Origin of the sequence: Bacillus sp. FSL K6-2431 (assembly GCF_038005165.1) — a bacterium.
In the GTDB taxonomy this organism is placed as follows: Bacteria; Bacillota; Bacilli; order Bacillales; family Bacillaceae; genus Bacillus; species Bacillus pumilus.
The window spans coordinates 1905886-1928482 of sequence record NZ_JBBOSQ010000001.1; the positions used below are offsets into that span (position 1 = coordinate 1905886).

At 42.7% G+C, this 22597-nt stretch carries 23 protein-coding genes and 5 tRNA genes; 5 read left to right on the plus strand and 23 right to left on the minus strand.

Features of this window, described 5'->3' with window-relative positions:
• Positions 1 to 6 precede the first annotated feature (6 nt).
• The 23 genes from MHH40_RS09335 to MHH40_RS09445 all read right to left on the minus strand — a co-directional run bounded on the left by MHH40_RS09335 (position 7) and on the right by MHH40_RS09445 (position 15894).
• Positions 7 to 204: a hypothetical protein gene (locus MHH40_RS09335; RefSeq protein ID WP_050943426.1), complete on the minus strand. Its 198-nt coding sequence runs from the start codon at positions 202 to 204 to the stop codon at positions 7 to 9.
• A 23-nt stretch (positions 205 to 227) separates the two neighbouring features.
• Entirely contained in the window at positions 228 to 665 is a 438-nt protein-coding gene (locus MHH40_RS09340; RefSeq protein WP_050943427.1) for a TlpA family protein disulfide reductase, read from the minus strand.
• The gene (locus MHH40_RS09345) at positions 658 to 1173 is read right to left on the minus strand and encodes a HEAT repeat domain-containing protein (RefSeq protein ID WP_050943428.1); all 516 of its coding nucleotides are present in this window, start codon (positions 1171 to 1173) and stop codon (positions 658 to 660) included. The genes MHH40_RS09340 and MHH40_RS09345 overlap by 8 nt, the downstream gene beginning before the upstream one ends.
• A gap of 19 nt (positions 1174 to 1192) precedes the next feature.
• Positions 1193 to 2614, minus strand: coding sequence for a sporulation killing factor system integral membrane protein (gene skfF / locus MHH40_RS09350; RefSeq protein ID WP_050943430.1), 1422 nt, complete (start codon positions 2612 to 2614; stop codon positions 1193 to 1195).
• Positions 2607 to 3329: an ABC transporter ATP-binding protein gene (locus MHH40_RS09355; protein WP_050943432.1), complete on the minus strand. Its 723-nt coding sequence runs from the start codon at positions 3327 to 3329 to the stop codon at positions 2607 to 2609. The genes skfF and MHH40_RS09355 overlap by 8 nt, the downstream gene beginning before the upstream one ends.
• 199 nt (positions 3330 to 3528) lie before the next feature.
• Positions 3529 to 3918, minus strand: a complete 390-nt coding sequence (locus MHH40_RS09360) for a RidA family protein (RefSeq protein WP_050943433.1) — start codon at positions 3916 to 3918, stop codon at positions 3529 to 3531.
• 115 nt (positions 3919 to 4033) lie between these two features.
• Complete coding sequence (locus tag MHH40_RS09365; RefSeq protein WP_050943434.1) at positions 4034 to 4798, minus strand: ABC transporter permease; 765 nt, start codon at positions 4796 to 4798, stop codon at positions 4034 to 4036.
• Entirely contained in the window at positions 4795 to 5712 is a 918-nt protein-coding gene (locus MHH40_RS09370; protein ID WP_050943436.1) for an ABC transporter ATP-binding protein, read from the minus strand. The genes MHH40_RS09365 and MHH40_RS09370 overlap by 4 nt, the downstream gene beginning before the upstream one ends.
• 14 nt (positions 5713 to 5726) lie before the next feature.
• Positions 5727 to 5918, minus strand: coding sequence for a PLD nuclease N-terminal domain-containing protein (locus MHH40_RS09375; RefSeq protein ID WP_050943438.1), 192 nt, complete (start codon positions 5916 to 5918; stop codon positions 5727 to 5729).
• A gap of 165 nt (positions 5919 to 6083) precedes the next feature.
• Complete coding sequence (locus MHH40_RS09380; protein ID WP_050943440.1) at positions 6084 to 6440, minus strand: DUF2200 domain-containing protein; 357 nt, start codon at positions 6438 to 6440, stop codon at positions 6084 to 6086.
• Positions 6427 to 6786 carry a hypothetical protein gene (locus MHH40_RS09385; RefSeq protein WP_050943441.1) on the minus strand — a complete coding sequence of 120 codons (360 nt, stop codon included), beginning with the start codon at positions 6784 to 6786 and terminating at the stop codon, positions 6427 to 6429. Before MHH40_RS09385 ends, MHH40_RS09380 begins: the two co-directional genes overlap by 14 nt.
• Positions 6787 to 6848: 62 nt before the next feature.
• A complete protein-coding gene (gene glmS, locus MHH40_RS09390) occupies positions 6849 to 8651 on the minus strand; it encodes a glutamine--fructose-6-phosphate transaminase (isomerizing) (protein WP_008360582.1) in 1803 nt (600 codons plus the stop codon).
• Between the two features lie 572 nt (positions 8652 to 9223).
• A complete protein-coding gene (gene glmM, locus MHH40_RS09395; RefSeq protein WP_050943443.1) occupies positions 9224 to 10570 on the minus strand; it encodes a phosphoglucosamine mutase in 1347 nt (448 codons plus the stop codon).
• A 25-nt stretch (positions 10571 to 10595) separates the two neighbouring features.
• The gene (locus tag MHH40_RS09400; RefSeq protein WP_003217031.1) at positions 10596 to 12005 is read right to left on the minus strand and encodes a CdaR family protein; all 1410 of its coding nucleotides are present in this window, start codon (positions 12003 to 12005) and stop codon (positions 10596 to 10598) included.
• A complete protein-coding gene (cdaA, locus tag MHH40_RS09405) occupies positions 11998 to 12819 on the minus strand; it encodes a diadenylate cyclase CdaA (RefSeq protein WP_003217057.1) in 822 nt (273 codons plus the stop codon). The genes MHH40_RS09400 and cdaA overlap by 8 nt, the downstream gene beginning before the upstream one ends.
• Positions 12820 to 13035: 216 nt before the next feature.
• Positions 13036 to 13662 (minus strand): anti-sigma-W factor RsiW, encoded by a 627-nt coding sequence (gene rsiW, locus MHH40_RS09410; protein ID WP_034664492.1) that lies wholly within the window; start codon positions 13660 to 13662, stop codon positions 13036 to 13038.
• A 14-nt stretch (positions 13663 to 13676) separates the two neighbouring features.
• Positions 13677 to 14240 carry an RNA polymerase sigma factor SigW gene (gene sigW, locus MHH40_RS09415; RefSeq protein ID WP_034664426.1) on the minus strand — a complete coding sequence of 188 codons (564 nt, stop codon included), beginning with the start codon at positions 14238 to 14240 and terminating at the stop codon, positions 13677 to 13679.
• A gap of 183 nt (positions 14241 to 14423) precedes the next feature.
• Positions 14424 to 15335, minus strand: coding sequence for an arginase (gene rocF / locus MHH40_RS09420; protein WP_050943445.1), 912 nt, complete (start codon positions 15333 to 15335; stop codon positions 14424 to 14426).
• Positions 15336 to 15471: 136 nt separating this feature from the next.
• Positions 15472 to 15543: transfer RNA gene (locus MHH40_RS09425), tRNA-Gln, on the minus strand.
• A 4-nt stretch (positions 15544 to 15547) separates the two neighbouring features.
• Positions 15548 to 15632, minus strand: a tRNA-Tyr gene (locus tag MHH40_RS09430).
• Between the two features lie 28 nt (positions 15633 to 15660).
• A tRNA-Thr gene (locus MHH40_RS09435) sits at positions 15661 to 15733 on the minus strand.
• A 3-nt stretch (positions 15734 to 15736) separates the two neighbouring features.
• Positions 15737 to 15812: transfer RNA gene (locus MHH40_RS09440), tRNA-Val, on the minus strand.
• Positions 15813 to 15819: 7 nt separating this feature from the next.
• Positions 15820 to 15894, minus strand: a tRNA-Glu gene (locus tag MHH40_RS09445).
• Between the two features lie 221 nt (positions 15895 to 16115).
• Between MHH40_RS09445 and murQ the strand changes: the two genes are divergently transcribed.
• The 5 genes from murQ to MHH40_RS09470 are packed head-to-tail and all read left to right on the plus strand — an operon-like array spanning position 16116 to position 22589.
• Positions 16116 to 17027, plus strand: a complete 912-nt coding sequence (murQ, locus tag MHH40_RS09450; protein WP_050943447.1) for an N-acetylmuramic acid 6-phosphate etherase — start codon at positions 16116 to 16118, stop codon at positions 17025 to 17027.
• 14 nt (positions 17028 to 17041) lie between these two features.
• Positions 17042 to 17911 (plus strand): MurR/RpiR family transcriptional regulator, encoded by an 870-nt coding sequence (locus MHH40_RS09455; RefSeq protein ID WP_050943449.1) that lies wholly within the window; start codon positions 17042 to 17044, stop codon positions 17909 to 17911.
• Entirely contained in the window at positions 17908 to 19281 is a 1374-nt protein-coding gene (locus MHH40_RS09460) for a PTS transporter subunit EIIC (RefSeq protein ID WP_050943451.1), read from the plus strand. The genes MHH40_RS09455 and MHH40_RS09460 overlap by 4 nt, the downstream gene beginning before the upstream one ends.
• A gap of 19 nt (positions 19282 to 19300) precedes the next feature.
• Positions 19301 to 20656 (plus strand): penicillin binding protein PBP4B, encoded by a 1356-nt coding sequence (gene pbp4b / locus MHH40_RS09465; RefSeq protein WP_050943452.1) that lies wholly within the window; start codon positions 19301 to 19303, stop codon positions 20654 to 20656.
• Between the two features lie 13 nt (positions 20657 to 20669).
• On the plus strand, positions 20670 to 22589 hold the full coding sequence (locus MHH40_RS09470; protein ID WP_050943454.1) for a glycoside hydrolase family 3 protein: 1920 nt from the start codon (positions 20670 to 20672) through the stop codon (positions 22587 to 22589).
• The last annotated feature ends 8 nt before the right edge of the window (positions 22590 to 22597 follow it).

Below are 22597 nucleotides of genomic sequence, written 5' to 3' on the forward strand. Positions count from 1 at the left end.
AATAAATTATGAATGATGATTTCCTTCTTCTTTCCGCATCACACGTTTCAAATAAAACAAAATCCCCAATCCCCAAAAAATCAACGTCAGTTCCCAGTCTGCTGAAATCGAAAACCATTTCAGTATCATTAAAGCCAACAAAACCGCTCCAATCCCAGCGAAAAAAATGGCGTTTCTTTTTAATTCTTTGTTTGATTGAAACAACACTCTCTCCTCCCTGATACTTGCTAACTAATTGAATGTTTTTCTATCTTTTTCAATATTTTTTCCAAACCGCTATCTCCCATTTTCCGATCTATTAAATTTCCCTCTTCATCTATAAGGCAAAAGCTAGGTAACCCTTGAATCTTATACTTTGCAACAATCTCATAATCCTGATCCAACACAATAGGAGCGGTCATATTTTTTTCCTCTGCATATTCTGAAACAACATCTGCCGACTTTTCATCTTCTGTATATGGAACATGGACACAGGTTAAATGAATACCCAACTGATTTACACGATGTAGAATGTGGTCGGTTAATTCTTCACAATGCGGACAGTTGACTGACCAAAAATATAGAAGTTGCTGTCCCTCAGATAAACTCCTTTGATCTGAAGGAAAAATCCAAGGGAGGTGTTCGGGCCAATTGAGTTTTTGAGTTTTTGCGTTTCCACTATTCATCCCCCTTTTCCTTTAGCTGAAAAGCAATAATCTTCCCTAATGCTTCCTCTGCAGCAAAAGGAGTGACGCTGCCTGTTGGATTTTCTTGTTCTTGTTTTAAGCACTCGTACATGTTTTTTTCAATTTTTGATGGATCAATCCAAGAGATACACCATGATGCCCAGAAACAAGTAGGTCCCTCATAACGTTTAGCCAGTGCCAGAAGGAATGGCAAGCTAGGCTGTCCAATCCTCATGAGTGACATGGCAGCGGCCATTCTTGTATCCTCTTCTTCACTTTCTAATAGCTGCGCTAGTGGCTCAGCTGCTTCTCCCGCATCTGCTCCAAATTCACCAAGTACAGCTGCTGCAATGTTCCGCAGAGATCCTTTTTCTTTTAAAGCCTCAACAAGGACTGGCACTGCATCTTTTCCGAACTTTCTCAATTCCCCTATTGCTTGAACGATCGTTACTTCATTTGTATTTGCCAATTGTTGAACTGATTGAGACAGCTTATTTTCTGGTTTCATTGACAATCAACTCCTCTTTTTAATGAACCGCACGGTATCGATAACAAAGCACATAAAATCCAGCCCCAGCCGCTAGGGATACAATTGTAGTCAACAAGCCATCAGTGATGAGATGAATACTAATAATGACCATCGCACTGATCACAGACGCAAATAGCAAGGATCGATAATAGGCGGCCAAAGCAAAACTCATTTCTCGTCTCAGAGGCTGCATAAAGGCAAAGAGCCGTATGGCCAAAAACCATATATAAACTCCTCCACCAAATAAGGTCCAATACAATACATCCTGAATACCAGCCAATAAAAGAGAAACCAAGTAGAACGCATACAACCAAAAGGTTTGAAACACTTCTAACAGAATGATTTTTTGATATAAAGCCCCAGGAAAAAGATAGAGCACCCCTGTTTGTGCGTGTCTTACAATCCCTGCATAATATAAACTAAAAAGAACGGATGCAGTGATAACGATCAAGAATAGATTCAACCAATCTGAAAAATAAGTAAAGACAACATAGTAAGTACCAATTAACAGCATAGTAGATAGTACATGGAAAATCATATACTTTTTAATCAGCAATAATTCAATCCAAAGAAAAGCCCAGCTGCCCGTTAATGCCGGAAGTCTCCACCATGTCTTGCCTTTTTTTTGAACGATTGGACTTGATTGAATATGTTTCCCCTCAAATTCCTCCCAAAATACTGCCTCCTTGACTAAAGACTCCTTCATTTCTAAACGATGACTAGCCTTGTACATCATCATGAAAGATAGAAACATCACTCCAATAAAAATGAAGACAGAAAGAATGGAGAACTCTTCGATCATACGCCCAGCTTGAAACATCAAAGAATCAGCAATGTTCATTAATGAGGGCTGTTTCATCATCAACTGATTCAAAGCGAGCACTGCAAAGCAGCAAAACATCAATAAAAAACTGATTAAGAGCAAACGCTTGTATACTCGAATGGTTCTAGCACAAGACATCGCAATCATCCAAGTTTCAACCAAACATAACAGCCCTGTGAGAATGAGTGATCTTCCAAGGAGAAACGGGTACTGCTGCGTCATAAAAAACAGAAGTAAATCCGCAGCCACAGCAGAGACAATAAGAAGAGCCCCTCGCCAAAAAATGTGATATAACCATACACTGATGACAACTGTCCATAGAGAAGCGCCATTTCCATATAACCAAATGATATCGTTCATTTGACTAGGCAGACGATTTGTAAACAAGCCAAACCCCGTATAAAGAACAAACAAACAGACAATGATCCACCCAGCTGCAACCGCATTCCAATCACCCATACTTGAAACTGCGCTTAGCTGAAAACCAATTGCCGCAATGAAAAGAAGTAAGATCAGAAAAGGCATTTTCTTTTCTTGATTTTTACTGATCAAGCGCCTTTGAGATTTCATCCATAAAAGGGAGAGTGTGTTATTCACTTGACCACTCCCCCAGAAGTTGAATGACTTCTGCCCTCCACTCACTCTGTTCTTCCTTTAATTGAGGAACATCCATATTCTTCATGATGGCACCGTCTCGAATCAATACCACCCTACTGGCCGTATCGAGAACGAACTCCAGACTATGAGTCGACACAAAGACCGACCCACCTTGACTGCTTTTTTGTCTCAGCCAATCCGACAGCCACTGTTTTGATGGAATATCTAACCCGACAGTCGGTTCATCTAATATAAAAAGGGAGGCATCTTGAACAATGGCCCCTGCTAAGACGACACGCTGCTTTTGACCTCTTGACAGCCTTCCGCACAGTTCGTTCATCTTTTTTTCCATATGTACTTCTTTCAACGCTCCATATACCTTTTCCTTGATCTGTTTTAAGCCTTTATGATATCCTCGAGCACGGAATTGAACATGTTCAGCAGCCGTTAAGTCTGGATACAAATACGGCTGATCAGGAATAAGAGCTACTTGTTTTTGGACATGGGAATGACCAGGCGGGAAACCCTCAATGAGAATTTCCCCTCCATCTGGTTTATATAGCCCCGTTAAACACCGAATCGTTGTCGTCTTCCCGGCACCATTAGGCCCGAGTAGCGCCACAACCTCACCTGCTTCGATGGAAAATGACAGACCCTCTATCCCATCACCATTGCTATATCGTTTGCTTATATTCTGAACCTCCATGAATGGCATCAAATCTCTCCCTTACTATTAGAGTGATGTATGCTTATCAATGGTGTTTTTTACGATGACATGTAAATGTAATTAGACCCACTCAATATTTACCCTGATATTACCATACAGACAATAACAAGATAAGGGTATAGAGGTAATTTCTTAAAATCTCACAAAACAAAAAAGATTGAGCATCAATCACCCAATCTTTTACCGATTAAATCTCCTGACTCGCCCAAGCATCCACCTCTACCTTAAGATCAGGTGAAGCCAATGCCACCACATAAATCATCGTCATACAAGGCAGATGATCACCTAAAAACTGCCCCATGATTCGTTTTCTGCTCTCCGCATCGAACTCTCCTACGAGATAAAATACTAGTTTCGTGATGTCCTCTACCGCCATGTCTGCCGCTTCTACGTTTCGTTTCACATTTTCTAATGCAAATTCGAGCTGCTCCAACGGACTCTCTGGGATGGTTCCATCAGCCTCCATCCCCACTTGACCTGATAGGGTTAACCACCGCTGTGGTCCTGTTGTTTCTATTTGATGAGTGTAGGGTGCAACTGGCGGGTGAATGGCCTCCGGATTACGTGATGTTCTCATTGATAAAAACCCCTTTTCTGAAAATACAGTCAATTTTTATCATCATATCAAACTTTCAACGGTATTCAGATTTTTATGCTCATAGTAAACCTGAAGAAACAATCGCAACCGCCTGCTATAATTCTTGTTTTCTAAAAAGAAACCATCCGATGAGAAAAAAGAAACCAATCAATACCGATACACCTAGCAAGCTTGTAAGCGCCTGATCCGAATAATTCCCTCTATGAATCATCTCCTCAGCCGCACTTGTTACGCCTTTAGGTGCAAACCTCCCTAATGTTTCCTCATAAAATGAAGGAAAGGTAAATAAAATAAGGTTGATCAAAAGCGATACACCGCCAGCTGTGACGGAACGCGTAAAGAATGCCGAAGCACAAATGGTCGATACCACAATCAGCAATAAGTTTGGATAATAAAGAAGCGTGCCTTTAACCACATTGACCCAATCCACATGCCCAAATTGGATGTCCACATAGTAAACGGAGGCAAGCACTGCCACTACCAAACTAAACAAAGTTAAACAAGCATAGGCACATATTTTTGAGACATAATAACTCATTCGACTGATCGGTTTCACCATAATCATCGCCGTCACCCCAGAGGCACGCTCTCCAGCAATCGTCCCCATCACGATCATAATGAGAATAAAAACGCCAAGCGAATCAAATTTACTCAATGCACTGGCTAAAGCCTCACCAGCGCTAGGCTCTGGTATATAAAATGTGGATCCTTCAGGTAGATTCGCTGATTTCGACAAAAGATCCGGCAGCATTTTGAGCGTAATAGGCTGTGTAATCATTAAAATCGTAAAAATGATCGGTACAAATAAGATTTTATAACTAGTGAATAACTCCCTAAATTCCTTTTTCAACATCATCATGCCGTCACAACCTTCATGAAAATATCTTCAAGCGTCAGCTTAGATAGTCGATATTGGAGAAGAACACCGCCAGTTTCAGTGATGAGCCCCGGCAGCTCCTTCAATGCTGTTTGCTGATCTTTGACTCGCACCTGATAAGCGTTTCCTATCTCCATGCATTCCTCCACCCAATCCCGTTCTTTTAACAAAGCCACTAGTTTCGTATTCTGTTGTTCTAATTGAAATTCAATCACTGGCTGAATATAGTCTTCTTTGATCTGTTTCATCGAAGAGGACATCTCAATTTCGCCGCTGTTGATCATGATAATATGATCCGCCACACGTTCAATATCATCTAAAATATGGGTCGACATAAAGATCAGCATCTCTTGTTTCAGACGCTCAATCAAAGTCAGGACATCTTTCCTTCCCATTGGATCAAGTGCAGACACAGGCTCATCTAGAATAAGAACCTTCGGGCTGTTGATGAGCGCTTGTGCAATGGCGAGCCTTTGCTTCATCCCTCCGCTATAGCTGCCAATAGCACGATCCTTCGCCTCATACACACGGCAAAGCTTCAGCAGTTCCTCTGTTTTGGAACGAATGATGTTTTTCTCTAATTGAAATAACCCGCCAACCCAATGCATCCACTCCTGCCCCGTCATATCCTGATAAAATGCAGGCTGCTGCGGACAATAGCCAATCACATGACTAATGTCATCCATGTCTTTTGTCACATCCAAACCCGCCACCTTCACGACGCCAGACGTAGGACGAGCAAGCCCCGTCAAAATCCGGATCGTCGTTGTCTTCCCCGCTCCATTGGCTCCTAAAAAGCCAACACATCCAACCTCCCCAACAGAAAACGAAACATCTTTTAACACTTCATGCCGTCCATACGATTTCGTCAGCCCGTGACACTCCAACATATTCAAGCGAATCCCTCCTACTAAGATTGTTTACGACCAAAAATGAAATACGCAATAGGACCAGCACTCGCCACAAACACAATCACCAAAGCCCAAACCCACTTCACTTCTCCCCTAATCCTCGATGGATCTCTTTTCAGCAAATCAAACAAACCAATCACCATTAAAATCGCTTGCAGCAAAATGAGAGGTAAAATCATCTTTATGTCCATCCACGCCACTCCCTTTTCAAACACCAATTTGTTTTGATATCACTTCTTATGACGACATGAAGAGGGAATTCGTTCAAACGGATTTTATTTTTATTGGTCGAATGGTCTATAAATATAAAAAAGCCCAGTGAAGGCACCTTCACTGGGCTTACGTGTTATAGATGTTTATGATGAACCTCGCAAAATCTTTTCCATCTTCTTTCCTTTCGCTAATTCATCAATTAGCTTATCCAGATAACGAATGTTTTTCATGGTTTCTTCCTCAATATCCTCCACCCGAACACCACAGATGACCCCTTTGATTAAACTGCGGGAAGGATGCAGCTCAGGAGCCTCAGAAAAAAAGGTTTCAACGTCTATCTGTTTGTTCAACTGTTCCTGTAACTCTTCTGGACTGTACCCTGTTAACCAACAAATAATCGTATCGACTTCAGCCTTCGTTTTTCCCTTTCTTTCCATCTTTGCGATATAGAGAGGATAGACTTTTGCGAAGCTCATTGTATAGATTTTAGGTTTGTTCATGTGTTTTTCTCTCTTTCTTTGTTAAATATTCAACCTGTATTGCCTTCTCTACGTGCCGCTCTCTTAGTATGCCTATTCCCTTTTTATTACCCGCATCTTTTTTGAAAGACCTATATTTATGAAATTGAACGAAACAGAATCCTAGAAATACACAAATCGGTCCTTCGACGGTAGCAGGACCACCAATCAACAAATAAGAGCTAATAAACAATGCGATATAAACGATGAAGAAAAAAGCAATTCCCCATTTTTCCTTTTTTAAATATTTACTCATAATGACTCCGCTCCCTTGAAGATGTACGATCTTATCGAATCTATCTTTCATTTTAATTAGTTCTTTAGACACAAAAATACCCCTTTAGACAATTATATCTAAAGGGGTATCAAAAATCCGATTTTATTTAATCCCTACTCCACCGTCACACTCTTAGCAAGGTTACGTGGTTTATCCACATCACACCCGCGGTGAAGGGCTGCGTAGTAAGCGATCAGCTGTAATGGGACAACAGATGCAAGTGGTGCAAGTGCTGGGTGTACAGCTGGAAGGACGAAACGGTCGCCTTCGTCTTCTAGGCCTTTTAGTGAGATGACACATGGGTTTGCTCCGCGTGCAACGACTTCTTTGACGTTACCGCGAATGCTAAGGTTCACGTGCTCTTGTGTTGCAAGAGCAATGACCGGCGTACCTTCTTCAATTAAAGCAATTGTGCCGTGTTTGAGTTCTCCACCAGCAAAGCCTTCTGCTTGGATGTAAGAGATCTCTTTTAGCTTCAGTGAACCTTCAAGGCACACATAGTAGTCAAGTCCTCTTCCGATAAAGAATGCGTTACGTGTTACTGTGAAGAAATCACGAGCGATTTGTTCCATTTCATCCTTTTGATCCACAAGGGCTTCCATTGCATTTGCTACAATACCAAGCTCTTTCACAAGATCAAAGTCAAGAGATTGACCATTTAATTCAGCTGCAACAGATGCAAGGATTGCAAGTACAGCGATTTGTGCTGTGTAGGCTTTTGTTGAAGCCACTGCGATTTCTGGTCCTGCATGAAGAAGCAATGTGAAGTCCGCTTCACGAGAAAGCGTAGATCCTGGTACGTTTGTGATCGTTAATGCTTTATGACCAAGCTCTTTGACTTGAACAAGTACAGCACGGCTGTCCGCAGTCTCCCCAGATTGAGAAAGGAAGATGAACAACGGCTTTTTCGATAGAAGCGGCATGTTGTAAGAGAATTCACTTGCTACATGGACTTCTACAGGTACTTTTGCCCAGTCTTCAATATATTGTTTACCAACAAGTCCTGCATGATAGCTCGTTCCACAAGCCACGATGTAAATGCGGTCTGCTTCTGCTACTGCGCTTGCGATATCGCCAGCGACTGACAGCTTGCCGTTTTCGTCTTGATATTCTTGGATGATTTTGCGCATGACAAGCGGCTGCTCATCCGTTTCTTTTAACATGTAGTGAGGATATGTGCCTTTCTCGATGTCGCTTGCATCTAGCTCAGCGATATAAGAAGGACGTGTCATGATATCACCGTCAAGGTTTTTGATGATAACCTCGTCTTTTGTGACAATGACCATTTCTTTATCCATTAATTCCGCATATTCGTTTGTTACTTGAAGCATCGCCATTGCGTCAGAAGCGACAACGTTGAAATCTTCTCCGAAACCAACCAATAATGGGCTTTTGTTTTTCGCCACATAGATTGTTTCTTTGTTTTCGTTATCGAAAAGAGCAATTGCGTAAGAGCCTTTTAGTTGAAGAAGCGTTTGACGGAAAGCTTCCTCTGTATCAAGACCTCTGTTCACAAATTGTTCGATGACTTGAACAACAACCTCTGTATCTGTGTCGCTTTTTAGTGTGACGTCTTGTAAATATTCGCGTGTCAATTGTACATAGTTCTCAATGACACCGTTATGAACAAGCGTAAAACGGCCAGAAGCACTTTGATGCGGATGCGCATTTAGATGGCTTGGTACACCGTGTGTTGCCCAGCGTGTATGTCCGATTCCAGCTGAAGATGCTACGTTTGCATCAACAACTTCACGAAGCTCAGCGATACGTCCTTTTTCTTTGAACACATGCACGCCTTCTTCGTTTGCCACAGCGATACCTGCAGAGTCATACCCACGGTACTCAAGCTTCTCTAAACCTTTTAATAAGATTTCCTTCGCATCATTCTGACCAATATAACCTACGATTCCACACATAAATATTCTTCCTCCCGATCATGTGAAAGGGACAAAGAAAGCCTACTACAATAGAAGGGACATTTCTTCGTCCCTCTCTACATGTTTAATTTGGGAGATCATGTGTATTCCCTTTGTACAAAGAGTCACCTCTTTGCTTTAAAGAAACACTTACGGCTGTGATCTCTTTTTTGATCAGCCGGGAGGCATCCGCCGAAAATTCGATAACCTCCATCCTCGTCAACTAAGCATCTTTCGTCCGATCGCTTAGTTCGGGCGCTATAATTATAAGAGAGTTTCTGAACATCTACCCTGCCTTTCCTGATAGAATAAAAATCCAGTAACACAAGGATGATTGTACTATAAGGTCTGACCTCCGTCAATCACAATTTAGCGGGTGATCCCTTTCAAGAAAGTAAGACCTCCATACACTATATGCGATGAGGCTTGTCACGTTCTACCTTTGATGTGCTCTCCTATGTATGAAGACAACAGTTAATTGCCCTCGCGTATAAGATTCGTACAAATCCATCCATTTATGACGTTTATTCGAAAAAAAGCAAACCGCTACTAGCGATTTGCTTTGATATCTATTACTCAATACCCATTTCCTCTTTCACAACAGCGGTAATTCGAGTCACATATTCATCACATAGCTCTTTTGTTTTCGCCTCTGCCATGACACGTACAAGCGGCTCTGTTCCAGATGGACGAACAAGAATACGGCCGTCACCGTTCATCTCTTTTTCAACCTCTTGAATCACTGCTTTTACCTTTTCATTTTCTTCTACTTTATATTTATCAGACACTTTCACATTCACTAGAAGCTGCGGGAATTTCTCCATTTCAGCCGCAAGCTCTGACAATGCTTTTCCTGTTGCTTTGAGTGTGTTGACAAGCATGATTGCAGAAAGCATGCCATCACCTGTCGTATTGTAATCAAGGAAAATCAAGTGGCCTGATTGCTCACCGCCGACATTATACCCATCCTTTTTCATCGCTTCAACCACATAGCGGTCACCAACAGCGGTTTGGATGCTCTTAATGCCTTGTTTCTCGAGCGCTTTATAGAAACCTAGGTTACTCATGACCGTAGAGACGACCGTGTCATCCTTTAATCGGCCTTCGCCCTTCAAATAACGTGCACATATGTACATGATTTGATCGCCGTCTACAATATCACCTTTTTCATCGACAGCAATCAGACGGTCACCGTCACCATCAAACGCAAGACCAATATCTGCACCCTTCTCCTTCATAAAAGCAGAAAGCGCCTCTGGATGAGTTGAGCCTACACCATCATTGATATTCAATCCGTTTGGTGATGTTCCCATTGTGGACACATCCGCATCTAAATCCGCAAATAAATGTGTCGCTAGAGAAGAGGTTGCACCGTGTGCACAGTCAAGCGCCACGTGAATACCTGTGAAATCCTCATCTGCTGTCTGCTTCAAGAATTGCAAGTATTTCTGACCGCCTTCAAAGTAGTCATTTACTGTTCCAAGATCCGCTCCAACTGGGCGTGGCAATTGATCGACCGGCTGATCCATCAGCTGCTCAATTTCATTCTCCTGTTCATCAGACAGCTTAAAGCCGTCACCGCCGAAGAATTTAATTCCGTTATCTTGAACTGGATTGTGAGAAGCAGAGATCATGACACCCGCTTCTGCGTCCATTGCTTTCGTTAAATAAGACACTCCAGGTGTTGAGATCACACCCAGACGCATTACTTCAGCCCCAATTGAAAGTAAGCCTGCAACGAGCGCTCCTTCTAACATATGACCGGATACACGTGTGTCTCGCCCAACGAGTACCTTTGGACGTTCTTTATCCTTCGTGAGCACATAGCCGCCAAATCTCCCAATTTTAAATGCGAGCTCTGGCGTTAATTCGCTATTCGCCACACCCCTTACACCATCAGTTCCAAAGTACTTGCCCATGTTTCAATCGCTCCTTTTTTACCATTCAAGAGGCCGCTTCGTCCTCTTTTTTATCTTCTTTGATCCGCTGTCTTTGACTTGATTCTTTCTTTGCTTTATCTTGCGTGGATTCTTCTTTGCTCTTCTCTTCCTGATCATCGTCATCAGAAGATGGCTTCTTCTGATCATTTGTAGACGCTGGCTGATCTTCTGTCTCAGTAGAAGTCAATTTCACTTTGACCTTTGATCTCGATAATGTCCACGTCACATTTTGAGGACCGTTCACTTGAATTGTGACCTCATGTGTTCCTTCGTTCAAGTCCCCGACATTGATATAGGCTTCAACATCTGAAGCCTTTAGTTTATCAATCGCACTCTTTGATCCCTTTGCTGTTAACGTAAGCCGTCCAGAAGATGGGCTCACAAAATCAGAGGTGAGATCCTTGCTCAGACCTACGACAGAAATTGGTACATTATCGATCTTTTTTTCTTGAGCTGTAGCAACCTTCACTTTGATCTTCACCGTTTCGGGTGATACCTTTTTCACACCATCTGGCAGGGGAATGTCGGCATCAATCTCCGTATCATCTTTGATCTTGCTTAGGTCCAGCTTGACGCCATCAATAAAATCAAGCGAATCCAGCACTTTTTGAGAGCCGTACACTGTGACCTCACTCGGGCTTGTCTCAATACTTGAGATACTGATCCCATCCGGCAAACTGCCAGTCCGCTCTATTTTAAACGGAACCTTTTTGCTTGGACTTGAGATGGGAACTGTAATATTCACAACAGACGGACTCAATTCGACTGGCAGCTCATTCCCACTGCTATCATACACAGTGAGCTTCGCTTCCTTTTCAATTTGCTGATCGACATCCTCTAGGTTCACAAATGCTTTAATGACAGAAATTTTGTCGATCACGTCTTTTGAACCTGTGACTGTGACTTTTTTCGGATTCACAATAGGCTGTTCAGGTGAATAGCCGTCTTTGATTTTATTTTGATTATAAAATTCGGTTTCAACAGGAAATTCTGCTGTTGTTTTTTCTTGTATCGTCACCGTCGTCACAGATGGGTTGATCGATAGCGTGAGTCCCTTTGATACATCTCTTGCCTTCAGCTCCACTTTATGAGTACCTGTGGATAAATTCTGCATATCTGCATATATTTCAAAGTTCTTTGTTTGTCTTGCTGTTTTCACAGCACTCGTTGACCCTTTAATCGTCACATTGACTGTTTGCGGCACACCAGTGACGACGTACTTCTCGTCATCATAATACGCTTTAACAGGAATATCGGTTAAGGTCGCTTCATCTGTCGTCGATGTTGGGAAAAAGGATTCACCGATTTTTTTCGGCGTGGGCGCTTGCGCTGAATTGACTGCACCATACAGCAATAAAGCGAAGACCAATGCAAAAAGCTTTACGGCCCAGCGATTATTCAAAATCTTATCCATTTTTCTTGCCCCTCCAATACCATTTGGTCGAGGAAGCATCTTTGCTGTTCTTACTAAATTCAGCAATCAGCATTTCTTCAAGCGCTTCTTCTGTCAATTCTCGGTGGAGATCACCATTTCTCGCGACAGAAATGCCGCCTGTCTCCTCAGAAACGATGACGGTCAAGCTGTCTGTCACTTCGCTAATTCCGACTGCCGCCCGGTGACGCGTCCCTAGTTCCTTAGAGATAAAAGGACTTTCTGACAGCGGTAAATAACAAGCCGCAGCTGCAATCTCATCACGCTTCATAATGACAGCACCGTCATGAAGCGGTGTATTTGGAATGAAAATATTAATGAGCAGCTCTGAACTCACCTTTGCATTCAAAGGAATTCCAGTCTCTATGTAATCATTCATCCCAGTATCACGCTCAATTGTCAGCAGCGCGCCAATTCTGCGTTTTGCCATATAGTTAATTGCTTTTGTAATTGCCTCGATCGTTTTCTGCTGCTGTTCCTCTACAGGTGTCCCGCTTCTTGAGAAGAAACGGCCGCGCCCAAGCTGCTCAAGCGCTCTCCTTAGCTCTGGCTGAAAAATAATAATGATCGCAAGGAATCCCCACGTAATCGCTTGATCCATCAGCCATTGAAGTGTGTTAAGACCGAGATACGCACTTCCCATCCTGACGAGAACAATGACCACAATTCCCTTTAAAAGCTGAACCGCTTTTGTTCCGCGGATGACCATCATTAATTTATATATCACATACCAAACAACGAGAATATCAACAGCATTACCGAGGTACTGCAAAATAGGAATATCCCCTAAAGCCATTTCCTCGTCCTCCAGAATTTTCAGTTATTCTTCGTTTGATGCATTTTTGATAAAAAAAGAGCCTATGTGTAAATACATAGCGTGGCTATTATATCACATTTTGTTTCAGCAAGGAAAACAGTTGCCATATATGGCTGGCCTGCTAGCTCGCATACATTCTGACCTATAATATAGAAAAAGAGCAGCTCCTAAAGAGACTGCTCTCGACCCGTATAATTACTTTTGCTCCTCTGGTCCAATGACCCGCATCACATTTTGTGCTGTAGATTTCATTTTGTACCAAATCCAATCAAACACTTCATTAATTTCATTAATTTGACCAGTGACTTGTCCGGCAGAAGCAGTCAGCTGTTCCCCATTGACGACGGTGACATTTCCATCAACCTTGCCTTCTACAATCAACTTGCCATTTTTGACAGTGACATCACCTTTTACGGTTTCCCCTTTAGGTACGGTCACTGTATCATTTACAACGACGAGATTCGGCTGCTTCGACACACTGAAATTATGATCCGTATTCCAGCTTGTAAACAGACTGCCTCCCATCAAAATGAGAAAGAGGGCAGCGGCCACCATCAGCGGATGAGCTTTGATCCATCTTTGAACCGACACACGCTTTTTTTCCTTTGGAAGACCTGCCATCACCTTTGCAGTGAAATCAGTCGGTGCTTCTATATGAGATGTACTCTGCACAAGCGCGATGGATTTCTCAATTTGTTGAAAATGAGTACGGCACTCCTCACACGATTGCAGATGGCTTTTTAATTCTTTTTCGTCTTGGGGCTCAATGTCCCCGTCTAAATACTGATGCATAAGCAGGACGATTTTTTCCTGACAGCTCATCAAAATCACCTCACTCAAAGGTCTCTCAACTGTTTCCGGAGAGCCTCTCTACCCCTGTGTATTCTCGTTTTCACCGTACCAACAGGTATATTTAGAATCTCACTAATTTCTTTTAACGAGAGTTCATCAATATACTTTAATACGATGACCGAACGATATTTATCGGGTAATCTTAGAATTTTTTGCTGAATGGTACTCGATAATTCAAGAGACACCACCTCTTCCTCTGGCAAAATGCCATCAGCAGCAATTTGAGAATACATATTCAATCCTTCTGTTCCTGCCACCTCTGCATCTAAATAATAATCCGGCTTTTTTTTGCGAATACGATCGATGGTCAGGTTGGTTGCAATGCGGTACAGCCACGTAGAAAACTTACGATTCACATCAAAGCTTTCAATATTCACATAGGCACGAATAAACGCCTCCTGTGCAATATCCTCTGCTTCGTGTGCATTCCCAAGCATACGGTAGCACAGCTGATAAATTTTGTCTTTATACAGGTCTACGATGTCTGCAAATGCGTTCTGGTCGCCTTTTTTCACTTGCTTAATTCTCTTTTTAATCATTGTGTCCATAGTATATTCAACCTCTGCCTTCACCGGTCTTTATGTATACGAACCTCTTTCCAAAAGGTTTCATTCTCCTCTAAAAAATAGTGTAACAAATTTTTGACAGCGTGTTACGCATATCCACTGGTAAAAACCTTAATATATCCTTAAATTTTCCGAAAATAAAAAAGAACGGGAACAAATCCCGCTCTACAATAGCTTTTCGCCCATTAACGATCCAATTAATGCAACAGCTGCTTCGGCTGTTTTATTTTTTTCATCCAAAACCGGGTTCACCTCAACAAATTCAGCTGAAGTCAAAATACCGGCTTCTTCTAAAAGCTCCATAGCAAGATGACTCTCCCGGTAGCTAATGCCGCCTGCCACAGGAGTTCCTACACCAGGACACTCGGCTGGATCTAATCCATCTAAATCAAGAGACAGGTGGACACCATCTGTTCTTTCCTTTAAATATGCAATCGCTTCCTCCATCACCCTTGTCATCCCTAAACGATCTATTTCATGCATCGTATACACTTTAATGCCTTTATCTCTAATCAACGCCCGCTCTCCTTCATCTAAGGATCGAGCACCAATTAAAACAACATTCTCAGGCTTCAATTTTGGAGAATAGCCGCCAATATTCGTTAAATCCGCATGGCCAAGGCCAAGACTGACTGCAAGCGGCATACCATGTATATTTCCAGAAGGAGAGGTTTCCTCTGTATTTAAATCACCGTGTGCATCATACCAAATGACACCTAAGTTTTCATAGTGCTTCGATACCCCCGCAAGTGTGCCAATGGCAATGCTGTGATCACCGCCTAAAATGAGCGGGAATGAGCCTGATTGCACAATACTGTCAACCTTCTCAGCCAGCAGCTGATTCGCACCAGCATTCTCCGTTAAATTCTTTAGCTTTTCACTTGTATATAAACCTTTTTCATCATCTCTTTGTTCAACCGGGATATCCCCGAGATCCTCCACATCAAATGAAAGCGATTCCAATTTTTCTTTTACGCCTGCACACCGAATCGCACTTGGTCCCATATCGACGCCCCTTCTCATTTGACCCAAATCCATCGGAACCCCGACAAGCGTGACCTTCTTTTGATCTCCCATATGTACATCCCCTTTCCGTTCATGCTTATATTTTACTTTCTCGGTGCCTTCTGACTCAACTCAACAATATTTTGAATAGTTATACATTCCGCCTGCCAACATAAAAAAAGACACCTTTTTGAAAAAGGTGTCTTAACTGGGCTAGCTGGATTCGAACCAACGCATGACGGAGTCAAAGTCCGTTGCCTTACCGCTTGGCTATAGCCCAAGAATGGTGGAGGGGGGCGGATTCGAACCGCCGAACCCGGAGGGAGCGGATTTACAGTCCGCCGCGTTTAGCCACTTCGCTACCCCTCCACATATGAAATTGATAAAGAAAAAACAGTGCCGGCAAGAGGACTTGAACCCCCAACCTACTGATTACAAGTCAGTTGCTCTACCAGTTGAGCTACACCGGCATATGGTGGAGGATGACGGGCTCGAACCGCCGACCCTCTGCTTGTAAGGCAGATGCTCTCCCAGCTGAGCTAATCCTCCACATCAATGGTGACCCGTACGGGATTCGAACCCGTGTTACCGCCGTGAAAGGGCGGTGTCTTAACCGCTTGACCAACGGGCCAATTTGTCAAGTTTGACTGTTTCCGTGAAGCTGACAAAAGTTATTATATACAGGTTGTCCCCCTTTTGTAAAGGGGATTTTTATTTTTTTTATTTTCTAACTATTTACCTTTGATTAGCACCACTTTTTCACTGAAATATAATTTCAGTATTTAAATATAATGTTGAAATTTCATATCATACTGAATATACTGAAAATGAAGAAATAAGGAGGAATGTCGCATGCAGCCATCTCAATTGCGTTCTTTGACAACAGAATCAAGAAATCCTAACACAATGGGAATATCACAAGCAGATCCACTCGAAATGCTCCAAATGATTAATGAAGAAGATATGAAGGTCGCTCAAGCAGTCAACCGTGTCCTACCACATATCAAAACAGCAAGTGACTTCGCCTATGAATCCATCTCAAATGGGGGCAGACTCGTTTATTTAGGGGCCGGGACAAGCGGCAGACTAGGCGTGATGGATGCTGTCGAATGTCCCCCTACCTATAGTGTCTCACCTGATGTGATTGTCGGCATCATGGCAGGCGGAGACTCTGCTTTTTCACATGCTGCCGAAGATGTGGAAGACAGTGAAGAAGCCGGCAAACAGGATTTAGTACACATTCACCTGACATCAAAAGATACAGTCGTCGGTATCGCCGCCAGCGGTAGGACACCCTACATCATCGGCGCTTTAAACTACGCTAAATTCATCGGCGCAAAAACAGTAGCCCTCAGCTGTAATGAACAAGCAAAAATTAGCGAACTGGCAGACTGCGCCATTGAAGTCATTGTAGGACCTGAAGCCATCACCGGGTCAACACGAATGAAAGCCGCATCCGCTCATAAAATGATTTTAAATATGCTTTCCACCTCTGTCATGATCAGACAAGGAAAAGTATATGAAAACCTGATGGTTGATGTAAAAGTCAGCAATCATAAATTAAAAGAACGCGCCATCACCATCATTCAACATGTGACAAACGCTCCCTACGAACAAGCCGTGAAAACGCTTGAAGCGGCAGACTTAGAAGTCAAAACTGCCATCGTCATGCTCCAAACAAACACAGATAAGAAAACAGCCAAGGATTTGCTCAACAAAACGAATGGTCATATCGACAAAGCCATCTCACACCATCAATCCTAAAGGAGGCAGAGCTCATGTCAGCAGGTGGACTCACCCTACTACACACAATGAAAGCAAAGCTCCCCCAATCTGAAAAAATCATTGCAGACTATATCCTTGCCCATCCTGACAAAGTCATTAAAAGCACAGTACATGAGATCAGTCAGGCAGCCGGTGCAAGCAGCTCTGCAGTCATCCGCCTTTGTAAATCTCTCGGTCTAGATGGCTATCACGATTTAAAAATGCGAATCGCTGGAGACTTGATGCATAACGATAAACAAGGCTACCGTGACATCGAACAAGATGAACCAATTCAGTCCATTATTCAAAAAACAGCAGGAAACTCGATTCAATCGATTAAGGATACTGCTTCTATTTTAAATGCAGATGCGTTAGAAAAGGCTGTTCAATTACTGCTGCATGCAAACCAAATCCATTTTATCGGCGTCGGTGCATCTGGCATCGTCGCAGCGGATGCCCAGCAGAAATTTCTCAGAATCAATTATGCAGCGACTGCCTTCACTGACATGCACATCGCATCAACGGTTATCGCAAATGCAGGAAAGAATGACATCGTGTTCGGTATATCCTTTTCAGGAGAAACGTTAGACATCATTCAAGCCCTTCAGCTCGCAAAAGACAATCAAGTCAAAACCATTGCCTTGACGCATCCAGGTCAAACAAGCGTTTCTGCCTTATGTGACGTTCACCTATCGACGTCCGGTTCCAATGAAGCACCTTTTCGCAGTGCAGCCACTTCCTCTAGAATGGCACAGCTCTACTTAATTGATGTCTTGTTCCTCAGCTTAGCTTCCCGTCAATATGAAGAGACAGCGCAATATATTGATAAAACAAGACATGCCATCCGCTCCATGAAACGAAAAACAAAGGGGGATTCAACATGAGTCATCAAACGAAATATCAGCAGTTGGCGAAAGACATTCTTTCTCTCTGTGGTGGTTCTGAAAACATTTCTTCCCATACACATTGTATGACGCGTCTCCGAATTACACCGATTGACAATGAACAAGTTCAGATCAATGCAATCAAAGAACTCGATGGCGTCATTGGAGTCGTCGAGGCAGAAACGCTGCAAATTATCTTAGGTACTGGTGTTGTCAACCAAGTATCAAGTGCATTTGAACAACTGCTAAATGCCTCTGGCTCCTATGATTTAAACAACGAAGCACAAAAAAACAAGCAAGCCATTTCACAAAAGAACCGCACACCGTTCAAGCTGTTCTTACGACGAATTGCCAGCATTTTTATTCCTATCATTCCAGCACTCGTTGCATCAGGTCTTATTACAGGGATTACAAAAGCAATCGTGCAAGCGGGCTGGCTTGATGGAAAGTCTCAAGCAGCGATCATTTTAACCGTTATTGGTTCAGGCTTGTTCGCATATCTCGGTATATTAGTCGGAACAAATGCCGCAAAGGAGTTTGGGGGCTCTCCTGCATTAGGCGCATTAGCTGGTATCCTCATTATTAATCCAGCCTCCGCAGATATTATGCTATTTGGCACAAATATTCTACCAGGCAGAGGCGGTCTCATCGGTGTTCTTCTAGCTGCCATCTTTATGGCGCTTGTGGAAACAAGAATCAGACGCTTCGTCCCGCAATCACTTGATATCATCGTCACACCAACCATCACACTACTCATTACAGGCATTTTTACGTACGTTGTCTTCATGCCAGTCGGCGGATTTATATCTGATGCCATTACCTCAGGATTAACTTATCTATTAAATATGGGCGGAATCTTCGCTGGATTTATTCTTGGTGCGACCTTCCTTCCACTTGTTGTAACAGGACTTCACCAAGGACTGACACCGATTCATATGGAACTCATTAATTCCATAGGAGATGACCCGCTTTTGCCGATTCTCGCTATGGGCGGTGCAGGACAGGTAGGTGCGGCATTCGCCATTTATATGAAGACAAAAAAGAAAAAACTCAAAAGGGCCATCGCAGGTGGACTTCCTTCAGGGATGCTTGGCATTGGTGAACCACTCATTTTCGGTGTCACACTCCCGCTGGGACGACCATTTCTCACCGCTTGTCTTGGCGCTGGAATCGGCGGAGCATTTCAAGCCTACTTCCAAATTGCAACGAAGGCGATTGGTGTATCAGGTCTCCCATTAACCTTTATTGTTCACGCACATCAAATGCTTCTTTACTTAATCGGACTCTTTATTGCATATGTCGCTGGATTTATTTTCACATACTTATTTGGTTTTCATGATGATATGGCTGTTGAATTTGAGGAAAAATAAGCAATAGGAGGTCTAACTCTTGAAGAAATACTTTCTCTTAATGACAAGTCTGCTCATGCTCCTTGGATTACCAGCACAAACATTTGCAACTAGCTCCCATCCTGTATCGTCTTTGTCTAAAACAGCACCTGAAGAATATCCCGTCTTAAAAAAGGCAAAACGACCGGAACAAGTTGGTTTTTCTTCTAGGCAGCTTAGGAAGGTTGATCACATGATTCAAAACGATATCAAAGCAGGGTTTCCAGGAGCCGCACTCATCATTATCAAAGACGGAAAAATCGTCCATCAAAAAGCCTATGGCTACAGGCAAAAATACGAAGGCACAACGGAACTCAAATCCTATAAGAAAATGAAAAAGAACACTCTGTTCGACTTAGCATCCAACACCAAAATGTATGCGACCAACTATGCCCTGCAAAAGCTTGTCTACGAGAAAAAACTGAATGTGAATGAAAAAATACAAGCCATCCTGCCAGATTTTAAAGATGAACCAGATGCAAAGGTAACCGGCAAAGATCAGCTCCGTGTAAAAGATCTTCTGACCCATTCTGCCGGACTCCCTTCCAGTGTTTTATTTTATAGCAAAGAAGCAGCCGGCACCTTTTTCTCTCAAGATAGAAAGACAACGATGAAATGGCTGCCGAAGGTGCCTCTGCAATACAAACCAGGCACCCAGCACATTTATAGTGACATTGATTACATGCTGTTAGGCATGATCATTGAGAAAAAAACAGGCATGCCTCTTGATCAATATGTAGAGTCGACAATCTATCGGCCGCTAGGTCTCAAACACACAATGTTCAATCCACTGCAAAAAGGATTTAAACCGAAGCATTTTGCAGCAACCGAACGTTTAGGTAATTCGCGAGATGGTGTCATTGATTTTGAAAACATTCGCAGATACACCCTGCTAGGCGAAGTCCATGATGAAAAAGCATTCTACTCAATGGCAGGTATCTCTGGTCATGCTGGACTTTTCTCTAACATATCAGACATGGCCGTGCTGCTCCAGCTCATGCTGAACAAAGGAGGTTATGGAAAAACAACCATCTTTGATCAAGCTTCTATCGATCTCTTTACAGCCTCTTCTGATACAAACCCAACATACGGGCTAGGCTGGCGAAAAAACGGTCATACTGACATGGAATGGATGTTTGGAAAATATGCAAGTAACGAAGCCTATGGACATACTGGCTGGACCGGAACGATGACATTGATTGATCCAAAACATAATCTAGGTATCGTCTTGCTGACAAATAAGAAACATTCGCCTGTCGTTTCACCTGAAACCAACCCAAATCAATTTGAAGGTGACCTTTTCCCAACTGGCACTTATGGAAGCATCATGACCGCAATCTACGAATCTTTTAAGTAAAAGGAGGAATTCGATGTTAAAAGCACTTTTCCCCGCTGCTTTGGTTTTAGCTCTGCTAACCTCTTCCATTCCAACGGAAAAGGTTAGCTCTGCCCCTCTTTCAACCGCAAAACAAATGGTACAAAACATGTCTTTGGATGAAAAGATAGGTCAAATGCTTATGCCAGACTTTCGTAATTGGCAAACAAAAGATGAATCCGCACCTACAGGCTTAACAAAGATGAATAAAGAAGTATCCCATCTTGTAGAAAAATATCATCTAGGCGGTGTCATCTTATTTGCGGAGAATGTCGTTGATACGAAACAAACCGTCAAACTCACCCATGAATTTCAAAAAGCATCACCAAAGATTCCATTACTCATTTCAATTGATCAAGAAGGTGGAATCGTCACAAGATTACAAAAGGGAACACATTTCCCAGGAAATATGTCGATTGGTGCCTCTAGAAGCACGAAAAATGCATACGACACAGGGAAAATCATCGGTAAGGAATTAAACGCACTAGGGATCAATACAAACTTCTCTCCTGTGCTAGATGTGAATAATAACCCAAACAACCCCGTCATTGGTGTCCGTTCCTTTAGCTCTGACCCTGCCCTTGTCACAAGGCTTGGCCTTCAAACCATGAGGGGACTTCAAAAGGAGAAGACGATTTCGACACTCAAGCATTTCCCGGGACATGGTGATACAGCCGTCGATAGTCACTACGGCTTGCCGCTCGTAGAACATGATCTAGATCGTTTAAAAAAAGTTGAACTCTATCCATTTCAACAAGCCATCAACGCTGGTGCGGATATGGTCATGACCGCTCATGTTCAATTTCCCGCCATTGATGATACAACATATAAAAGCAAAAAAGATGGCGAGGACATTATGGTTCCAGCAACCTTATCGAAAAAAGTCATCACACACTTATTAAAAGAAGAGATGGGCTTTCAAGGTGTTGTCGTAACAGACGCCCTAAATATGAAAGCGATTGCAGATAACTTCGGACAGGAAGAAGCCGTAGTGATGGCCATTAAGGCTGGCGTCGACATCGCCCTCATGCCAGCACCAGTCACCTCTCTTAAAACTGAGAAAAACCTTGAGAATGTGTTCAATGCTGTAAAACAGGCAATTGTAAAGAAAGAAATTCCGATGTCTCAAATCAACGAATCTGTTGAAAAAATTCTTCAATTGAAGATCAAACGAGGCATCATTTCTTCCAAAAAACCTATCACCCTTGAGAAAAAAATCAAAAAAGCCACTCAAGTCGTTGGGAAAAAATCGCACCGGAAAGCAGAACAAAAAATGGCGCGTGAAGGGATCACCCTGCTTAAAAACAACGATAAGACCCTACCCTTCAAGCCTAAAAAGAATGATAAAATCTTGGTCATGGCACCTTACGAAGATCAAACAAAAGCCATGTCTGTCACAATTGACTCTCTGATCAAACAAAAAAAGATCAAACCTGTACGTATCCAATCATATGCTTTTGCGGATAAGACCTTCAACAAAGAAACAGCCAGACTCATACAAGATGCTGACTATGTGATTACCGGCTCATACGTTGTCCAAAATGATCCAGCTGTGAATGATGGTGTGATTGATGACAATGTACAGGACCCGAAAAAATGGGCTACTGCTTTCCCGCGTGCTGTCATGAAAGAAGCTGCAGCACAAAACAAAAAAATGGTCATCATGAGCCTAAGAAACCCTTACGATGCTGCAAATTTTGAGGAGGCGGATGCCTTAATAGCTGTTTACGGTTTTAAGGGTTACTCAAACGGACAATTCAACCAGCCAAATATTCCTGCTGGGTTAGAAGTTATATTTGGCACTGCATCACCTAAAGGCAAACTGCCTGTAGATATCCCATCTGTCACTCATCAAAATCAAACCCTATATCCATTCGGCTATGGACTCAACTTGAAAGGGAAACAGATCAAATAGGAGGGATT